General features: G+C 48.4%; 22 protein-coding genes. 6 read left to right on the forward strand and 16 right to left on the reverse strand.

Annotated features, from left to right (window positions below; translation table 11 throughout):
• Positions 1–68: 68 nt before the first annotated feature.
• From KNP88_RS04355 to KNP88_RS04375, 5 genes are all read left to right on the forward strand, one after another.
• Positions 69–269: a hypothetical protein gene (locus KNP88_RS04355; RefSeq protein WP_214892420.1), complete on the forward strand. Its 201-nt coding sequence runs from the start codon at positions 69–71 to the stop codon at positions 267–269.
• Positions 270–406: 137 nt separating this feature from the next.
• Entirely contained in the window at positions 407–1,252 is an 846-nt protein-coding gene (locus tag KNP88_RS04360; protein ID WP_214892835.1) for a ComEC/Rec2 family competence protein, read from the forward strand.
• Positions 1,249–1,473, forward strand: coding sequence for a DUF3006 domain-containing protein (locus KNP88_RS04365; RefSeq protein WP_214892421.1), 225 nt, complete (start codon positions 1,249–1,251; stop codon positions 1,471–1,473). Before KNP88_RS04360 ends, KNP88_RS04365 begins: the two co-directional genes overlap by 4 nt.
• A 21-nt stretch (positions 1,474–1,494) precedes the next feature.
• Complete coding sequence (locus KNP88_RS04370) at positions 1,495–2,055, forward strand: DUF5067 domain-containing protein (protein WP_214892422.1); 561 nt, start codon at positions 1,495–1,497, stop codon at positions 2,053–2,055.
• A gap of 47 nt (positions 2,056–2,102) precedes the next feature.
• Positions 2,103–2,321, forward strand: a complete 219-nt coding sequence (locus tag KNP88_RS04375) for a hypothetical protein (protein WP_214892423.1) — start codon at positions 2,103–2,105, stop codon at positions 2,319–2,321.
• Positions 2,322–2,410: 89 nt separating this feature from the next.
• Here KNP88_RS04375 and KNP88_RS04380 read toward each other — a convergent pair whose 3' ends face one another.
• From KNP88_RS04380 to KNP88_RS04405, 6 genes are all read right to left on the reverse strand, one after another.
• Positions 2,411–2,572, reverse strand: coding sequence for a hypothetical protein (locus KNP88_RS04380; RefSeq protein WP_160315907.1), 162 nt, complete (start codon positions 2,570–2,572; stop codon positions 2,411–2,413).
• Between the two features lie 84 nt (positions 2,573–2,656).
• Complete coding sequence (locus tag KNP88_RS04385; protein WP_214892424.1) at positions 2,657–4,120, reverse strand: ArdC-like ssDNA-binding domain-containing protein; 1,464 nt, start codon at positions 4,118–4,120, stop codon at positions 2,657–2,659.
• A 5-nt stretch (positions 4,121–4,125) separates the two neighbouring features.
• Complete coding sequence (locus KNP88_RS04390) at positions 4,126–4,404, reverse strand: hypothetical protein (protein WP_214892425.1); 279 nt, start codon at positions 4,402–4,404, stop codon at positions 4,126–4,128.
• Positions 4,401–4,856 (reverse strand): hypothetical protein, encoded by a 456-nt coding sequence (locus KNP88_RS04395; protein ID WP_214892426.1) that lies wholly within the window; start codon positions 4,854–4,856, stop codon positions 4,401–4,403. Before KNP88_RS04395 ends, KNP88_RS04390 begins: the two co-directional genes overlap by 4 nt.
• A gap of 11 nt (positions 4,857–4,867) precedes the next feature.
• The gene (mobP2, locus tag KNP88_RS04400; protein ID WP_214892427.1) at positions 4,868–6,028 is read right to left on the reverse strand and encodes a MobP2 family relaxase; all 1,161 of its coding nucleotides are present in this window, start codon (positions 6,026–6,028) and stop codon (positions 4,868–4,870) included.
• Positions 6,021–6,272, reverse strand: coding sequence for a hypothetical protein (locus KNP88_RS04405; protein ID WP_214892428.1), 252 nt, complete (start codon positions 6,270–6,272; stop codon positions 6,021–6,023). Before KNP88_RS04405 ends, mobP2 begins: the two co-directional genes overlap by 8 nt.
• A gap of 138 nt (positions 6,273–6,410) precedes the next feature.
• Between KNP88_RS04405 and KNP88_RS04410 the strand changes: the two genes are divergently transcribed.
• Positions 6,411–6,557, forward strand: a complete 147-nt coding sequence (locus KNP88_RS04410) for a hypothetical protein (RefSeq protein WP_214892429.1) — start codon at positions 6,411–6,413, stop codon at positions 6,555–6,557.
• 220 nt (positions 6,558–6,777) lie between these two features.
• Here KNP88_RS04410 and KNP88_RS04415 read toward each other — a convergent pair whose 3' ends face one another.
• The 10 genes from KNP88_RS04415 to KNP88_RS04460 are packed head-to-tail and all read right to left on the reverse strand — an operon-like array spanning position 6,778 to position 18,315.
• Positions 6,778–7,617 (reverse strand): hypothetical protein, encoded by an 840-nt coding sequence (locus KNP88_RS04415; protein ID WP_214892430.1) that lies wholly within the window; start codon positions 7,615–7,617, stop codon positions 6,778–6,780.
• The gene (locus tag KNP88_RS04420) at positions 7,618–8,175 is read right to left on the reverse strand and encodes a hypothetical protein (protein WP_214892431.1); all 558 of its coding nucleotides are present in this window, start codon (positions 8,173–8,175) and stop codon (positions 7,618–7,620) included.
• A gap of 13 nt (positions 8,176–8,188) precedes the next feature.
• The gene (locus KNP88_RS04425) at positions 8,189–9,295 is read right to left on the reverse strand and encodes a lysozyme family protein (RefSeq protein ID WP_251137124.1); all 1,107 of its coding nucleotides are present in this window, start codon (positions 9,293–9,295) and stop codon (positions 8,189–8,191) included.
• The gene (locus tag KNP88_RS04430; RefSeq protein ID WP_214892433.1) at positions 9,295–11,238 is read right to left on the reverse strand and encodes a VirB4 family type IV secretion system protein; all 1,944 of its coding nucleotides are present in this window, start codon (positions 11,236–11,238) and stop codon (positions 9,295–9,297) included. Before KNP88_RS04430 ends, KNP88_RS04425 begins: the two co-directional genes overlap by 1 nt.
• A gap of 7 nt (positions 11,239–11,245) precedes the next feature.
• Complete coding sequence (locus KNP88_RS04435) at positions 11,246–11,881, reverse strand: hypothetical protein (RefSeq protein ID WP_214892435.1); 636 nt, start codon at positions 11,879–11,881, stop codon at positions 11,246–11,248.
• Between the two features lie 4 nt (positions 11,882–11,885).
• Entirely contained in the window at positions 11,886–12,197 is a 312-nt protein-coding gene (locus KNP88_RS04440; RefSeq protein ID WP_214892436.1) for a DUF5592 family protein, read from the reverse strand.
• 4 nt (positions 12,198–12,201) lie between these two features.
• Positions 12,202–14,106, reverse strand: a complete 1,905-nt coding sequence (locus tag KNP88_RS04445; protein WP_214892438.1) for a pLS20_p028 family conjugation system transmembrane protein — start codon at positions 14,104–14,106, stop codon at positions 12,202–12,204.
• 26 nt (positions 14,107–14,132) lie between these two features.
• Positions 14,133–14,549, reverse strand: coding sequence for a hypothetical protein (locus KNP88_RS04450; RefSeq protein WP_050678815.1), 417 nt, complete (start codon positions 14,547–14,549; stop codon positions 14,133–14,135).
• 16 nt (positions 14,550–14,565) lie between these two features.
• A complete protein-coding gene (locus KNP88_RS04455; RefSeq protein ID WP_214892439.1) occupies positions 14,566–14,820 on the reverse strand; it encodes a hypothetical protein in 255 nt (84 codons plus the stop codon).
• A gap of 12 nt (positions 14,821–14,832) precedes the next feature.
• A complete protein-coding gene (locus KNP88_RS04460; protein WP_214892441.1) occupies positions 14,833–18,315 on the reverse strand; it encodes a VirD4-like conjugal transfer protein, CD1115 family in 3,483 nt (1,160 codons plus the stop codon).
• Positions 18,316–18,378 lie beyond the last annotated feature (63 nt).

Consider the following 18,378-nt stretch of genomic DNA (forward strand, 5'->3'; position numbering starts at 1 on the left):
AAGGTGATTCGTAAATCACCTTAAGTCATTCTATGCTGTGTTCAAGAAAACAGCGAGGAGTGGATCAAATGAGCATTCTAGAAATGCTAAAGGTTATTGATCAAGACAAGAAACAAGAAGAGAAGAAGCCAGATAAGATGACATTGATTGATGCTCAACTTCGATTCGTGCGAGAAGTGGATGGTTCGATCGAGTACGTGACATGGTTCATCGATGTCGATCGATTGACACACTTCATGCAAACGCACTTTACTAAGCAGACCCGTTAAGGTCTGTTTTTTTGTATGGACTTACATATAAACTAACCTAACAATAAAAATAGGTGGGTGGGAAATATAACCAACTTTCTCCTGGTATTCACTGTATACTAAAGATAACTTACAAATCAGGAGTGGAGCGATGAATGATGAAACGAAAATGGATGGGTGCCAGCTTAGCGCTCGCAAGTGTCGGATTACTCGTCGGACCACTGCAAGGCGCAGAGGCGGCGACACCGAAAATCAATGTCCACTATATCGATGTCGGTCAGGGAGATGCCATCTACATCAAGATGCCAAGTGGTGAGGATATTGTTATGGACGGCGGGAACAAAGGGAAGGGTGATGAGCTTGTCGCTTATCTAAAGAAGCAGAAGGTAGGAGACATCGAGATGCTGATCTCGACGCATCCGGATGCCGACCATATCGGTGGACTCGATGAAGTCCTTGACTCATTCAAGGTCAAGAGTGTCTATGCCCCAAAGGTCAAACACACGACGCAAGCCTATAAGGATTTCCTACTGGCCGTTAAGCGCGAGAAGCTGACAATCAAGACGGCAAAGGCTGGTGTCTCGCTTCCGGTCAAAGGCGTGAAGGCGCAGTTCGTTGGACCGGTCAAAGACTATGCGAAGAGTGATTTGAACAACTGGAGTGCGGTCTTACACGTCGCCTACAAGAAGAACACGTTCCTGTTCACGGGAGATGCAGAATTGAAATCGGAACAGGACATGATTGCGAAGAAGAAGACGTTGCGCGCGGACGTCCTTAAGGTCGGGCATCATGGGGCGAAGACGTCGACGAGCTCGACGTTTCTTAAGTATGTCAAACCGAAGTACGCTGTCATCAGTGTTGGGAAGAATGCCTATGGACACCCGACGAAGGAAGTCGTAACGAACTTGAAGCGTGCGAAGGCGACGATGTTGCGGACCGATAAAAGCGGTACGACTGTCTTCGAAGGGAACGGATCGTCCTACACGATCAAGAAGGCGAAATGACGAAACGAAAAGGAATCATCGATCGAATTGAGGGGAAGTGGGTCGTCGTCGAGTTCGACGACGGGATGCGCGACATCCTGATTTCCCGCTTTCCGATGATGGTGGAGTCGGGCGACGTCATCTGGATGGATGAATACGGTCATATCGAGAAGGATGAACGCGAACGGCAGCGGTTGTCAGACGAAATCGATGAGTTGATGGAAGAACTATGGGAAGACTAAAAAAGAAATGAGCTGAAGCAGATGAATAAGTTAGGAAAAGCGGTCATCATTATCGGACTAGGGTTATCACTAGTTGGATGCGGCACACAAGAAAGGATAGAAGATCCACCGAAAAAAGCAGCGAATCCGACTGAAAAGGTCGAGGTGGCGGAACCGAAAAAAGAAGATGTCTATTTCAAAGATGACACGTTAAAGATCGACATGGCGACCGTCAAGATTCTTTCGACAGAAGTGCTTGAGCCGAGTAAAGAGTACTTCCGCGAAAAACCACAACTCGTCTTCACATATGAGACGACGAATGACAGTAAGAAGCCACTGAATGGGATGAATGTCTGGATTGCTTGCTTTGAAGCGACACAGGAAGGAACGGATACAATCAATAAGTTAGAGGTAGGGATGACGCCACAAGAAGAGAAGTATGTCTCTTATTTAGAGCATCAGTTGGATGATATCAAGCCGGGTGGTACTGCGAAGGGTGTCATGGCTTATGACATCGAGGACCCGAAGGCAGTCGTCACCTTGAAAGCAACCCAAGGATTAGCAGGAAAAGAGTTGGGCGAGAAGAAGATTGAACTGAAATAAGAAGATGAATTGATAGAATCATAGCTGGTGAGGAAAGGGAGATGACCATGAATCAAACATTTACAGAAGCGCAATCACTCATTTTAGAAATGGGAGAAAAGTTTAAACCATATATTGTCGTAGGTCTTAAACAACGTTTAGAGATGGAAGAAATCATATCTACATTTGAAACGTATCTTCAAACACGAAAATTCGATCGTTCGGGACATCGGATCATTTCAAAATTTAGCTTTGAACAATTTATTTTGCAAATGAAATATTCTTAATTAAAAGAAGGCAATATGGCTTCGCTTCAGGAAGCCATATTGCCTTCTTTTTTTGAAGTTCAAGCGCAAGAATATAATCGTTTTTACGTTCAGCTATTTAAGATGGCACTGGCTTTCTTTTCAGCTGTTTTTTCATCTGTCCAGTCCATTTCAGACAGCATACTCGCTTGGACCTTTTCGATCTGTTCACGTGTGTAGCCGAGCTGCTCCATCGCGATGGCAGCATAAGCAATTGCTTGATTATTAGTCATGGTCAATCCTCCGTCTTGTTTGTATTGTCAGTTTTATCCTACTTTTTTATAGTACTTGATTTTAAAAGAGGAGAGGACATGTTTTTAACGGCTACGGAAATCTTGCTCTGGTACATTGAATTGACGCGTCACGATTTGTCGGACCTTTTCTAAGTCACGGTCTTCCGTCGAAATCATCTCGTCGTACCATGCTTTTTCAAGTACTTGTTCAGTCTCCTTACTAACGACTTCTGTGTTCAGGATGTGATGGTATGGTCCCATCGCATCATCGAGGATGCGGAAGTGTTGGCTGATCGGTTCTTCGCCTGGAATAACCAGCGTGTAGGCAACAGTCTCATGTTTCTCAAAGTCACGATCGTTGGCTTTCGCGAACGGTTCGAAGAAGTCTGTTGCCCCATGGACGAGCATCATTGGCTCTTCGAACGTTGACAGATCTTGCTGCGTGTCTTGCTTAGCGATGCTCGTCAGGTAAGCACCGACGTCCTCCGGTGAATGTTGCATGATCTGCTCTAACCGTTCGGTTAACGGTAATCCGTGCACTGTGATTTGTGATTTCTGTTCGATGTGCTCAATCATTTTGTTAGGTGATGCTTGGCGTTCCAAGATTTGCTCCTGCTCGAGTGAAGCATGGATTTCACGGATGAAATGACCGGATGTCTGATGGACTTCGTGCAACAGATCTTCCTTGTCGCGCAAGTCTTTCCCTTGCGTCCAGTTGGCGAGATACGATAAGGAAAACTCATCCGTCGGAAAACCAAAGTGTGCCGCGACTGTGTAAGCGACCATCTCGGCTTGGAATTCTTTCTCATGCGGATTCAACTCGATTCCGCGCTGTTCGTTCCGTTCCACGTTGTGTAGATTGGCATGCGCGAGTTCATGAATCAGGATGGTCACGTTCTCGATATCCGAGTTCCGCGGATTGAGGGCGATCGCGTTCAGTTCCGGATAGAAGCATCCTTTCGCCGTACCAAGCTCGTTTAGTGGCTGATCGAGTACTTTCACGTCTTGTGTCTCAGCAATTCCATTCAACGCGCGGCGAAACGATTCTGCCTCACGAAGGGATCCATTTCGGTGATAGGAAGCGAATAACTCAGAGACTTCGAGTCCCTTTTCCCGTGCATCGGTCTGTGTGTACTCGAAGACATGACCAATCTTGTAGTACATCGCTTTCCGCGTCGGAAGAGAACCTTCCTTGGCACGTTTTTGCTCCGTCTTCGTGGCGTCCTTCCACGCCACCCACTCCGTCTCTCGTTTGATGAACGTAACGGGGGAGGGAACGAAGATTTTAATCCCTTTCTCACCCTTTTGGACCTGGACACCTTGCTTCTCCCAGTACGCATAGGAACCGACGGCGCGGGCACCTTGGAACTGTTCCTCGATCAACAGCATGTTCCGCGTCGAGTAGCGATGGAACCGGCTCATGAAGTCGAGATGTTCCTTGATGCTCTCCTGACTGACGAAGTGGGAGGCGAGCTGCGTCTCCATCTTATCGGTCAACGCTTGCACTTCCTTCTGGTAATCCTCACGCGTTTTCTTCTTATATGCCATACCACTCACGCTCCTTCCGACGAAACGGACGAATCAGCAGCACCTTCAAAATCGTTTAACTCTTCTAATACCATCGGGTCGGTAGCCAGTCGATCCAGTAGTAGATGACGGCGATCACGTGATACCGGGAGTAATACCAAGGGTTCTTCCTGTAAGAGTTGCAGTAGCGCGTGTTCCTCCTGTAAAAGGGGAATGTCGTAGCGCGCTTGATGAATCATGACGGTGACGTGGGTCGAATGCAATTCGAGAAATGTCGCGAGTGTGAAGGCTTCGAGTCGTCTCATTTGTGGATCATCCTTTCTTCATCCGAGTGTTTAAGTTGCTTGCGCTGGTCGATTCGTTTTTTGACAGCCATCTCTGCCGTCTCAAGAAACGAGGGACGGTATTCGGTCGTCGGGATGATGTCCTCGATGCTCTCCGTCTGCATCAAGGCTTGTACGAGTTCGATCAATACCTGTGTTTGAAGGTCTGTTTGTTGGACGCTCTTTCGTAATGGAGAAAGACTTTTTGAAATTTGTTCTTCCCAGAACGACGTCAACTCTTGCTCTATTTGTTTCGAGACGGAACGACTGACATAGTTCAAGTCCCATTGCTTTTTGATCATCTCTTGATAGTCGCGGATGATGTGATCGATTGCCGGACCGATCCCGGACAACCGTTCTCGCTCCCGGTATTCCTCTAAAAATTCAGCGGTCACGGCATTCATCTTGATCCGGACTTGTTTTGTTTCCTCCACTGCCCGTCACCTTACCTTTCGTGTTGGACTTCCTGTTCAAGTTGTTCAAACGCACGCTGATTCTTGATATGGTCCCATTCATCATTCATGTGTCGTCCGATCCGATAGAGTGTCTCTTGCATGATCCGTTCGCGTCGAAACGCTGATCGGATTTTTTGTTTAAGTGAGGATGTATCCCCCTTCGTAAGCTCCTGAGGTGACTTAGACGATTCACGCATTTCGGATAGGATGGCGTTTCCCATCCGCGTGTAGAGATCTTGTTCTTTCGTCTTCCGATAAGCAGATGCTTTAGATGCTGATCCGTAACTCCGCTCGTAGAATGCGACCTCCGTATCGAGTCGTTGCTTGAACGCGGTGTGTTCTTTCTCGAAGTGCGTCGCAAGATACGTGTCAGTCAATTGATTGAGTGAAGGACGCAGATTTTGCATGCCGTTCATGTTGTAGTACCATTGCCGTTTATCGTCCGGTAGTCGTATCTGAATCGCTTTATACTGGCGTACGAGTTCCGGATGTAGCACGCGATTCGAGACGGATAGTGTTGCATGATTTCGTTTGTGCGCGAGGACTTCATCACGGATGAAGGCATTCAACTTCTCCTGTTCACGTGTCCGATCGGCGAGTGTTTGGACGACTTGTGCCTTCATCTTCTCGATCGTTTTTGGTTTCCGTTTACCACGTTCGCGTGGATGCATCGTCTCGACTGTCGCGATATGGACGTGGATGTTATCCGTGTTGTAATGAATCGCAGCGGTCCATGTCGCGTGTAGCATCTGTTCCTTTTTGATCATCAGCGCGGTTGCGTTTCGTGTCGCCTGCATCAATCGTTGTTCATCGATATAACGATTTTCTTTGACGCCGACTTCCTGTAACCACGCTTCGTCGAATGAGATGACATCTTGCCAGAGGATACTGCCGTTCTCTTGTGCCCGTCGGAAGATATCGCGTAATTGCTCTCGTTCCCTCGCATTCAATCGGTCTTGTGTCGCCGTGAAGAGACCGCTTGATTTGAGTTCATCTTCCATATAGTCTTGGTAGTTCTCAAATTGATCCGACCGTGCTTTCGTCTCCGGACGATCGATGTAACTGAGGTAAGTCGTATAACGACGCGCACGTCGAGTTGCTTGCGGCAATTTGAACTTCGACTTGATGATGACGCCGGGAACGTTACTCATCCTGCATCACCTCACGGAAGAGATTAGTCAATACTTCGAGTTCGGTTGCGCTCCTCTTCAGGTGTAATGTGTTCGCTTCGAGCTGTCGTTCAAGACGCGCAATTTGTGTCGATTGGACACCGTCCGCGCACCAGCCGATCAACAATCCTTTCAATAATTCTTGGCGGGAACACGACTGTTTCTCCGCTTGTTCGTCGAGTTGTTTGACGAGGATTGGATCAATATCACGAATCAAGAGATCCATCTGTTTTCCTCCTTCCATCACGAAAGTGAGTCTCAATGTTCTAAAAAAATAAAAAGATTTCCGAACAATTCATTCGTTCCTCCTGTCATTAGAAGTGAGAAAGCTGATACCACTCAGACAAGGAATGGAGGAGTCAACATGCAGTCGATGATTGAACAAAGTTACGCCCTTGGAGAAGCCTTGAGCGTCTCTTTGATTGTCGAACTTCTAAAAAATATCTGGTTGAAGATACAGCGCAATGAGATGAAAAGAGTCGAAAAAAGTGACGCAACAGAATCGATCTAAGAGTTGATGAAGGTCGATAGAAGGACTAAATGTACGTCGATTTTTTAGAGGAGAAAAACCAAAAATAGTTCAAAACCGTGAAAAAGAGCATAAGGGGAAACTGCTATCACGGAGCGTGCTAGCCTAGGCGGAGCCTAGTGTTTCCCTGATATCATCAAAATCGCCAAAAGGTCACACCGCGTGCCACTAAAAACGGCATTTTGGCACGGTGTTTGCCACCTTACCATTTCAGTTCACGTGCTTTAACAAGTAGCTGATCCTGTCTTTTTTCTTCTTGCGTGAGTTGTTTTTTCAATTCCGTTTGTCGTAACAGTGCGTCTTCTTTGTCCTGCTTCAGATTGAAGATTTCATCCTTACGTTCGACTTGTTCATCGAGTGTCAGGTCAGGTAAAGTGGCTTGTTTTGCCTCGATGTCCTGTTCGATTTGTTGGATGAGGGAAGCGTGTTCTGTCTGTTCACGCTTCATGTTCTTGATCCGTTTTTGATTTTGGAGGTGCTCGTCAGTGAGAAAAAGTTGTGCATAATCGTCCGCTTGTTGAATAGAAAGTGACGTCTTTAAGACACGTCGCTGATCCATATAGAGTGATTTGATGAGAGAATCTTCTCGCTTCGTAGCACGCAGCTTCTCGAGTGACTGTTCAGGCTTAATGACATACAAGCGTAGTGCTAGTTGGTCAAAGTCGCGAGGTACATCTTCGATTTCGAAGACGTAGTGCTCGTCCTGTTGATAGACGACGCGGACGTGTTGCTCATCCGTTGGTCGTTCCTTGTAGGCGATGCGCGCCACAAGCTTTGACGCGTAGTCTTGAGGTTGATCGAACTGAAGACGGATGCGCATTTGCTTCCGTTCCTCATCGTGAGACCAGTCGAGAAGCGTAACGGTCTGTCCATTCGTCAACCGTTGTTCTTCACCGATAGGTGTCGCATTGATCGGTTGTTCCTCAGCAAAGAAGAGGGAAGAGAAACCGAAAAACAGAAAACCAATCAAGAAGAACAGACCTGTTCCGAGGTACAGTCGTGACCAGTCACGGGTCAGCGTCTTTCGTTTTCCTGGATGCATTTAGACACCTCCTGACGTTTGAAGGCTCTTCATCTGATCGACAACGTAACGTTTATCTTGATGCGTAAAGGTCAGTTCAACTAATTCTTCAGACGTCTCTTCATAACCATTGGCATCGATCGTCAATGTTCGTTGGAAGCGGACGAGACAATGCTCCGGATCGTCCCGACTTGGAAAGACTTCGATGTCCGAGACGGAGGCGGTGAACTTGACATTACTTCCGCTACTCGCGAACAACGTCCGTTTGAGAGACTCCGACATATACTGATTGGCTTGTCGTTTGCGTGTGGGATAGGTCCCGTCCTCCCATGTGAAGGCGAACGTGATGAAGCGTTCCGCATTCTTCGAAATGATTGAATTTTGTTCTTGCTCTTGTTCGTCACTCGAGATGGGCGGATTTGACACTGTCGTTTTTGGTAACACATGCTTCTCGTCTTTCTCGACGATTCGATGCGGTTCATCTACTGCCATGGAGCGATATTGATAGACATTGGCACTGATCGACAGCAGCAGACAGAACAACACGAGCCACAGGAGATGACGACTCGTCAATGCCATAGTTCATCCCTCCTTATAATGAAAATAGTGGTGCTGGATCAATGTGTCCGGACCAATCACTCGTCTTGAATTCGATGTGCAGATGGTTGCCCGTCGAACGTCCGGTCGACCCACACATTCCGATCGCTTGTCCGGCTTCGATCTTTTGCCCCGCCTTAACCTGGCGTGCAGAAAGGTGGGCGTAAGCGGTAATCCAGTCGCCCTGTTTAATCTGAATCAACTGCCCATACGGTCCGCGTAAGCCGCTATAGGTGACGGTACCGGAACGGACAGCGTGGACGGTATCCGTATCGTGACAACTGAAATCGATGCCCGTATGAACGTCCGTCTTTCCAAAAACAATCCGTGATCCGAATCCCGATGTCATCTGCAACGGGATGTCGAGCGGGGCATGGAGGTTACCTTTAATCGGTCCTGTTTTGCCTTCCGCCAGTACGGTCGGTGTCAGATATCGGAGAACGGCATCGACATATTCGATGTCACCGTAACAGGCTTGATGCTCGATTGCGCTCGGACGATGGCATTGATAGATACCACTCTTTTTGACGCGTTGATACATCATCTGTGAAAAGGAGATCGCGAGTTGTTTCGTATAGCGTCCTCCATTTTCTTGGACGTAATCGATGAAGCCACCTCCGAAGTTGTAACTTTGGAGCGTCAACTTAACATCCTCGTTCGCTTCCCGGAAGACGGACGCGAAGTGTTTCACGCCGTACTGAATGCTCTCATCAGGTGAGGTGATGCAACCAATCCGTCCGCACTTCGATTCACTCGCTTGCATCGGATCGTTCCCGCGTCCGCCGCTTTCCTGCATCATCAACGCAAGGACGACGTTCGTCTGTCCCTCGAGTTGTTCCTTCTTTAATTCACGCGCAATCGCTTCACGGTACTGCAGGACATCATCACTGACTTGCAGACTCGCGTCCGAGTAAGCGATCGGTGTTTCCGTTGCTTGTTCGTTCTCGATCCCGGTCAACGTATCGAGAATACCTGCGACGATGATGATCAGTAGGAGAAGCAGAAGTGCGATTCCGAGAGCGATTAGACGATACTTTAAGGTCAGGAGTCGCCATTTCATCCGGACGGCGACACGTGCCGACTGCCGGACCGTACTCCACATCAGGCACCACCTCCGAACAACGTCAGCTCCTCGGGTGAGACATCGACATCGAAGATCAACGTCTTCACGCCGGAGATACTGAGGACGATCCGTCCCGTCTCGAGCGACGGAATCAACCGCGTCTCACTCTCCGTCAACTGTCCGTCGAAGACGGTCTGGATTGTTGGGATACTCTCGGCATCCTGCTCGCCGATGAACTTATACTGCGTCAGCTGGAACAACGTCTTGACGTTCTCTGCGTTCTCCGACTTCGAGCCAGTCGGAACAAAGTCTGTGATCAAATGGGAAGCGAAGAAAATACCACCGAAGTATTTCCGTGCTTCGCGCATGAACTGTTGTAGGTATAGAATCGCGGGTTGGGCGATATCTCGCGTATTAATCAGATGATGTGCCTCATCGATGACAATCAGATACTTGAAGGCATCCTCAATCAATAGCTCACCCTGGTTGTAGCTACGGAGTTGTCCGGCACCGTTGAGAATCATCCCGTCCCAGAGCATGTTCATCAGATTGAAAACCTGTGCTTGGAAGATCTCGTCCTTCAGATTGGTCAGGTTGCGTAGCGGGAACGAGACAATCGCTTCCTCATCGAACCGTTCGATTGAAGAGTGCCCGTCGAAGATATTGCCGTAGTTGTGGACGAGGTTCGTGATCGCGAGCTCGATGTTCTCAAGACGACGGATACGGTTCGTACTGATCGTCTCGCGAATCGCTGTCCTTGCAGCATCCGCATACAATTCAGAGCGGACGAGCGCTAAGAAGTCGGAGAAGACAGGATAGGTGATTGCTGGGTGCGTCGTGATTGGCGCGTCACCGTTTTCGTTCCAGAGCCCTTTCTCAAGGTAGAGTTGCCGTAAGAGAATCTCGAACTCGTTCGCTTCTTCTTGCGTAGCTGCCGGATTGATGTAGTGATAGAAGACCGCAATCTTCGACAGATGTTGCATGAACGAGAGCGCCTCATCTGCCGAGCCATCAGCGTGCGTCACCGTCTTATAGACATGGAGCGGATTGATGCGTCCGGCGGAACCGTCAAGTGCAATCTCCTTCCCACCCAGCTGTCGGACGAGATCGGAGAACTCGCCCGTCACGTCTAAGATGCGAACGTGATTCCCTTTGATCGCTTGATCGAGGACCGTCTTCTTGAGCAAGGTCGATTTCCCAGAGCCCATCTTGCCGATCATCAAGGCGTTGTAAAACTTCCGTTGCTTGTCCTTATGGAACAAGTCAAAGATGACGCTTCCGTTCGTGTCCGTTGTCCCGTAATAGGTCCCAGTCGGATCCTGTAGCGACGTGAAATGGAACGGATAACCCCCTGCGATGGAGAGCGACGGAATCTCTTTCCCGCGACGCCGATTCGGTAGTTTTTGTTGTTGCTCGTAGCTGAGGAAGAGACTCTGCCATTCCCATTCCTGTTCGTTCAGGAAGACGGTTGCACGGAAATTCCGTGCCTCCAGTTCCTCCATTACGTCCTGAACTTGGCGTTCGAGTACGTCGAGTGTCTTCGCTTTAACGTAGAGACGGAGATGCAGGTACTTCATCGTCTCACCCTGCGTGATCTGTTCGTAGAGTTCATTCAGTTCCTTGTAGGTCTCGCGTGCATCAATCCGGTCGACGTTGTCCTTCGCGTTCTCGAAGCGCGTATTCTGCTCCGCCATCGACTTGTTGATCGTCCGAATCATTTCCCGCTTATCCGCCGTCCCGATGTCGAGCGTCGTCAAGACACCGGGCAGGTTGAGGATTGGTTCGAGCCAGAAGTCGTAGACCGTCGATTGATACTTATAGACATGGAGGCAGGCGAGATACCCGTCACCGGTTCGGATATAGTTCGGTTCGAAGCGGAGTCCACCTTGCGGCTGGATGGCTTGGATAAAAGTCGGGTTGTAACCATCCTGTCGTTTGATTGTCTCTGGATCCTGCTTCTGTAGGAAACGCGTACGCCACATGACACCATCACTCCTTTCCGTCCTGAGTCGGTTTCGTATTCGGGTTGTGTAGCTGGAACAACACATGGATTTTCTGTTCGAGTGTCAGTTCGACCATCGGGTTGCTGCGTCGAAGGAGTTTCGTCAATTGATGCTTCCTTTCCCGGAGCATTGCCTCATCCGGGGCATAAAAAAAGAGGAGATAATCGCGATTGGTGCGATGCTCCTCGAGGTAGATCAGTTCTTGTTTCTTCTTTTGCAGGAACGGGCGATAGGCGGCATTTTGATTTTGCCGTAGCTGTCGTTCGATGCGCTGTTTCTGTTTCTCCAAATTAAGCGGTGTGTTGAGCGGAATCACCTTCAACGGATGAATGTACGCCTGCAACAGATAGGCGAGGGAGAAGATGTCATGGTCCTTCTCGGTGTCGGACAACCCATAGATATCCTTTGAAGTCAGCTGAATGATATCGCAGAACGTCCCGTCCTGCATCTCGAATATGTCGAATACTGTCGAATCGATGATCGGCAATAGCGAGGCGACGGATGGTGGGATCCGGACACGCTTTTCTTTCCGGGTTGAAGGTCTCGTCAATTGCATCTCATCGAGCCAAGTAATGTCTGTCGTCGGAACTGTTTTAGATCGTTTCTCTTCCGATAAACTCATGCCATCACGCTCCTTTCGATCCATCCTTACCGTCTGTCAATGCGATATATGTGTCTTTCTTCTTCATCAGCGCGTAATAGAGTACGTGAATCATCCGTTTCTCTGGATTCGTCGTCGGTCGGATGACGAGGAAGAGTCCGAACGCGACGAGGAAGAACGTGAACGGCAGATGCAAGACGTCCGGGATGAACGGCAGGGCGATCAACCGGACGATGATCAAGGCGACGAGAAACAGTAAATCATAGAGGTAGAGCATCTTATTGATCTTCAGTTCGGTCGTGACTTCGTTCGGAATCCGGTATTGGCGCTGTTGCATGGTCTCACTCCTTTTTCGGATTTAGACGCGGTGCATCCGTTGAGTACATACGGGACGATTCTGACGTCACACGTGTCTGCGTTTGTTCGACATGCTTGAGTTCTTTTTGTGTCGTCGTCTCCAGTGTTTGATAGATCGACTTTCGTTGCCGCTGTGTTCCGGATGATGTCTCTTGCGACTCAGTGATAGAAGGTGAAGAATTGCTCGCACCTAAAGAGGATGCAGTAGGTGATGTTTCTTTAGGTGTCGTGTCAGATGTTGACCCTGAGTGAACAGAAGTTGGACGAGGTGCTCGAGATCCGCTGGGTTGTTCCGATGTTGAAATAGGTTGCGATGCGACAGTTGTTTCAGAGGTATTGAACGCATCAGGTAAAATAGTTGGCTGTTCCTTCATCGATCCATCGGGCATCTTCGGTTGTGAAATAGGTGTTTGCGATGATGACGGAGTAGTCGCAGGTGATTGTGGTGAGACGGAGTCCGAACGGCGTGGCATGGACTCTTTTGATGTTGTTGCAGTCGGACTCTCCGAATTCGTGTCGTGCGTCGATAAATCAGTGGATTCAATGCGCTGGTTCTCTTGTCCGGTTGATCGTGAAGTACGCTCTTGTGCTTGCGAACGAACTGGCACACTGTCAGACGAACGATCTGGACGACCCGTCGGTGTGCCACCATTAGGTGGTGGGTTTGGTGGTAACTTTGTACTGGCAGCTTCTGTGGCGGATGGAGTAGTAGGGCGTGATGTCCTCTTCATCGTCTGTCCAGCGACGCGAGCCCCGACTTTTGCCGTACCTTTCCCGACAGCATACGCACCAAGTGCGACACCCCACCCACGTTTGAGACCTGCATCGATCCCGAAGAGGCGTTCGACCATGTTCGGTCCATCAATCAAGGCGGCGGAGAAAGCAATTAATGCAATCAAATAGGCGAGACCGTCGAGTGTATCAGCAAGATAAGCCGTCCCAATCGTGTAGAGCTTAATCGAGACGAAAATCAAGATGATGACGAGGAACGTGTTCAGGATGCTTTGAATGACTTTCTTCGTCTTTTGTCCACTGTGCAGGTCAGCGGGAGCGACTAAAATCGCTAGAACATAATTAAAAGCCAACTCGAACGAAAGTCGAGCCAGCTTGTAGGCAATCGAGAAAAGGGTGAAGCCCATCACGCCAAGGGTGACAAGAATCGTCAACCAGTTCGGGTGATAGCGATAGTAGTACTGGTTGTTCCATTCAACACCGCTCTGGTCTAACTCGGTTTCGGTCATTTCTTTCCCATTCCAAGCCAGTTTGTTCTGAGAAATATCTTCACCTTCTTTACTCAATCGATACTCATCGCTATCAAATACATCATTAATGTCTATATTCTTGATTTGGCTTGCTGGAATAGAGTTTGGAATTTTAATTTTTGTATCTTTGAAAGCAGTTTTATCGTATTCGACTAAATCATGTACATTTTTTTGGAGCACTGATTGTGATAGAGTATGATCCCGATTTTCATATACTCCATCTTGATTGATGCTTGTAATGGCTTTGTCTGTGAACTCACTTGTTTTTATCATTGTCGGAGATAATAACCCTAAAACTAACAAAGTGATAAACAAATTGATGAGAAACCCTTCTCGATCAAATTTTTTCTGAAAAATCATCAAGTAACCGGTGAATAAAAAGCTCCCGGCTAAAATGACATATAAAAAAGGTTGAATCGTCTGAACGAATTCAACCACTTGAGGATTATTAAAGAATGATTTTATGAGGAGGATGTCGTTTGTAATCTGTTCAAGACCATCGATGATGAAGGAGAGACCTCTAACGAGAAGCCAACCAATAGAACGAAGCGCATCTCTCACTAAGTCACTGATGCTCAATAAGTCTTGAAATTCCTCCAGTTTGGATGCTAGATCTCCATTAGCCATGATGGTCCTCCCTTCTCTGTCTGCTTTTAATTAATAAAAGAGGTGACTTCATCTTCGATTGCCTTATCATCTAACGTAGTAAGGTCGAGAGAACGAACTAATTTACCATTCTCTAGTTTGTACAGACGACCACCCTTTAATTCTCCATGTTCATCTGTAGCACGATTTTCTAAATCTTTTCCGTTAGGTTGAAAAGGATTAAACAAGTTTACTTGTACATCTTCTTTCTCAGCGATGTCCTTCACTTTATCTACATAAGGCTCAAATTCTGCTTTACTGTCGCTATCAACAAGTAAGAAATTGCTTTGATCACTATCTTTTAGTTGATCAATTTCTTTTACAGAAACTTGTTTAAGAGACTTTGCTTCACTATTTTCACTACAACCGACCAAAAGTAACGCAGAGGAAATCAATAGTCCGGAGAGTACTCGTTTCGCTTGCATGCCTCCACCCCTTTTCCTATGATGACACCTGTTCCGGATCCGTTAAATCGCTATTACTGACGTGAACCCGGAAATCGAATGTGTCTATAAGCGTAACAGTTTTTCGGTCGCCTGAGTCTGGGTCTTCTTCCTCAAATACGACGAGGAATCCGTCCCGGGTCTGGATATTCAAGACTTCACCGCGGCGGAGACGCTTTTTATTCTCCTTGATGATGGTTGCGATGACGCGAAGTTCACGCTGGACGCGTTCCGTGCGTGTCAGTTCTGTCATTTGATGCCCTCCTTAGACGCCATGACGAAGTTTCTCGAGTCGTTTGCTGATGATCGTCTTCAAGAAATGGCGCTGGTTGTCGGTCACAGGAATTGTCTTATCTAGGATGCCTTGTTCGAACAGATCAATCGGTAACGTATCGTATTCTGTCGTCTCGAAGATCGAGCGCAGGATTTTCGGCTGCAGGACATCGCAGACGCGCCATTCTGTTGCGTCAGGTGTCTCCTCCTCCGTCTCAATCGTTTTCGATGCAACTGAGGCACCGAGATGAAAGGAGACACGAAGTGCATTCAGATCTAGATGGGCATGCGCGCAGTGAATGACGAGATCATTGATGGAACGATCCGTGTTAAAGTCATTCGCCAAGTATTCATAGCGGTATTTCATCGCCGTTCGTCCGGTCAGGAAGAGGGGATAGGACTGTATTCGTTTCTGTTGTTTGTCTTGCCGTTTGATGACGCGGATGATCAACATCTCACCTTCCCTTAGTCCCATCACCTCGGTTGCCGTCAACAAGCGGCGACCATCGACACTCTCTGTCTTCGACTTTGAGAGCGAGAACGTCTGTCCGGAACGTGATTTCGTGACAATCGTCTGCTCCCCGAGCTTCTTCGAAATCAATTCTGCCGTCGACTCATCTGCTGTCAATAAGTAGTGCGTGTTTCCGCAGTTCCCGTCGATCGTCTTCCAATCCTCCCCGTAGAGGTTCTCGAGTTGGGCATAAGACTGGATGACGAGGTTGAAGCGGATGTTCCGACCGAGACAGACGGTGATGATGTTCGCCATCCCTTCAATCGCTGGCATGTTCCCAAATTCGTCGAGCAGGAAGATGACCTGGCGTTCACAACGTCCGCTCGTCGCTTGCGAGGCGACGCGAGCGAGCGAGGTATAGACTTGTTTGACGTACAGTGAGGCGATGACATTCAGTGTTGGATCATAGTCTGGAACGATCAGGAACACGGCGACGGGGCGCGGATGCTGTCGAATTTCCCGGATGTAGATCGGTGCATCTGTCGTCCAGTCGAAGAGACCGTCCGTCTCGTCTTTCCAACTTGAAAGTGAAACGGTGTACTGCCGTCCTTCACTTTCTAAGGTGATATCGGTATCCACTTCGAGGTTTTCTTCGTGATGGAGTACAAAACTTCCGTCGTCATCCGTCGTCAAGGCGAGTTGTTTCCCGCTTGGAAAGTAGAACGTCAACCGTGACAAGGGAAGGGCACGTCCACGAATCCAACGATTGAAACCAATCAGTTTCATATCCAGTGAGTTCTGTGCCGTCAAACGTGCCGTCGCATCAAGCGTAAAGATCCCGAGCTTGGCGTTGGTATTGGCGAGGATGCTCGCGCGCGTCTGCCCACCGGAGAAGTGCAGTGTCGCGTACTGCATACGTGCCGGATGATTCTCCGGAAACGATGCGAAGAAGGCATCGAGTGCCGATTGTTCCTGTCTCATTCCATCGATGACTGTGCGTGATCCGAGATCGGATAACATCAAAGCGACGTTATACATCGTGATCTTCTCCGGTTCATGTCTGGATTGTTCACATAACCCGAGGATCAAAGCGGTGCAAAGGTCCGTCGAGGAGTTGCTCCAGAACGGATCTTTTGCCTTCGGGTCATGATAGAGCATGTAGGCGACCGAACGGGCATACTGTTGGGCAAGGGAGTAGTTCTCGTCCAAATACGCGTCAATCGTCAGCTGCAGTAGGTTATAGGACATCGATTGCGACGGATTCATCAAATTCAGGACTTCGACTTGATAGCCGCGTGCTTCGAGTGTCTCTTTGGAAGCGGCAAACAGTTCGCCTTTTGGATCATTGATAATCAAGCTCGCTTGGCGTTCGGCACGACTGTAGAGATCGATTGTCGAGAAGACGAACGTCTCGCCTTTCCCGGAACGAGTCGTCCCGATGACAAGGTTGTTGACGGCACTGTCATCGATGTAGAGGCGATCACGATAGCGCCCGACCGGGACACCACCAGATCCGCTATAGGTCTCCTTTCGATCCGGAACATCGCGATACTGCTGTTTCAGCTCTTGGAACGTCGTGAAGCGGGCACTTCCTTTTTGTGCTGCTTTAAGATCGCGGAAATTGAGCCAATACTTCAATAAGAGAAATCCTCCTAAGAGGAAGCAGACACCGAACAAAGCGAAAGCGAAAGAGGTCGACCAGGCAAGCGTCGTCCACCAATTCGGATCGTATTGTGGCGGGGATCCGATCGTTAACTTCCCATCCTGAAAGAGATTTTGGACTGTCTGTTGCAGGAACTGAAATGCCACATTGAGTACCAAGAACAATACAATGGGTAAAGCAATCAAAAAGGCAAGACATCGCCACAGCCAAGCGGAGGTAACAAGAGAACGAAGTGAGAAATTCATCATTATTTCAGTCACCACACTTTCATTAAAGAAGCTCAATGCTTGTCTTTGCTTCGCTTCGAGCGACGCATTGAGCTTTTCGAGTTCTTTCTTATCTGTTTTCTCTGATAACTGGCGCTTTTGATCCTCGAGTGCTTGAATCTCTTCGTCCAGTTGGACGAGTGTTGCCACTTGCTCCTTCAATTCTTCGTTATGGACCGTCTTGATACTTTCTTGTGCTTTCGTTACATCTTTCAATGCGATGTAGGCGCGTGTTTTAGCTTCCTGACGTGCTGTCGTCATCTCGACGTCTGGAAGCGAGACGGCGCGTTTATAGTCTTTCTGCAAGATAGCAAGATCGAACGTTCCTTCGTCCGTCGGATAAACGGCTTGGAAGGCTTGTAGCGTATCCTGACGATTGGTCACGAATCGTTTCGACTGCATGATGATCGTCTCGACATCGATTGGATCCTTCGTCACGGAGACCGCTTGGTCGTAGTCCTGTTCTTCGACATACTGCGTAATCAGGAATTGCTGTTGTTCATCGTTCAACGACTTTTGTTTTTCGAGTCGTTCGACGAGTGGACCCGTCTCTCCCGCCAACGCTGCTTCATACAACGGTTGCCAATCTGACGTTTCCGCTTGGACGCCGCTCGGTGGATCCGACTGCACGAGTTGGACAACGGACAACGCACCGAGGAGTAAGAGACTCACACCACTGACACCGTAGACGAGACGACGTTGTCCGCGACGTAAGCGAGAGACGTGTGTCGCATCCGGATGTTGCTGAATCGCTGACGTCGTCATCGTCTTGTAGGATTCCGGAGTTAAACGTTCCAAGTTCTCGAGCAACAGGATCTTTTTCGTCGCATCCTCCTTTCGGATTCGGATGCGTGGGATCCGGTCCTTCAGCTGCAAATAAAGATTCGGATAGGTCGGGTCACCGAACTGGAACGTCCCTTTGTAGACAAGTTGATCAGCATCATCAAAAATCCGGAACTCGCTCGCGAAGCGTTCGTTCGCTTGTTGGGCTTCTTGATGAACTTGCGTCGATAATAAAAGCGCCTCCTCATAAGGGAGACGCTCATAGTTCGGAAAGGCTTCTTTCGGTATATCCGTGAAACGGACAAAGAGCATATATTCTCCTCCTTTGAAGCAAGACATCGTAACGAAGGTAATAAAAAAAGCCATCCAATTTGG

This window comes from Exiguobacterium sp. H66 (assembly GCF_018618705.1).
GTDB classification, from domain to species: Bacteria; Bacillota; Bacilli; order Exiguobacteriales; family Exiguobacteriaceae; genus Exiguobacterium_A; species Exiguobacterium_A oxidotolerans.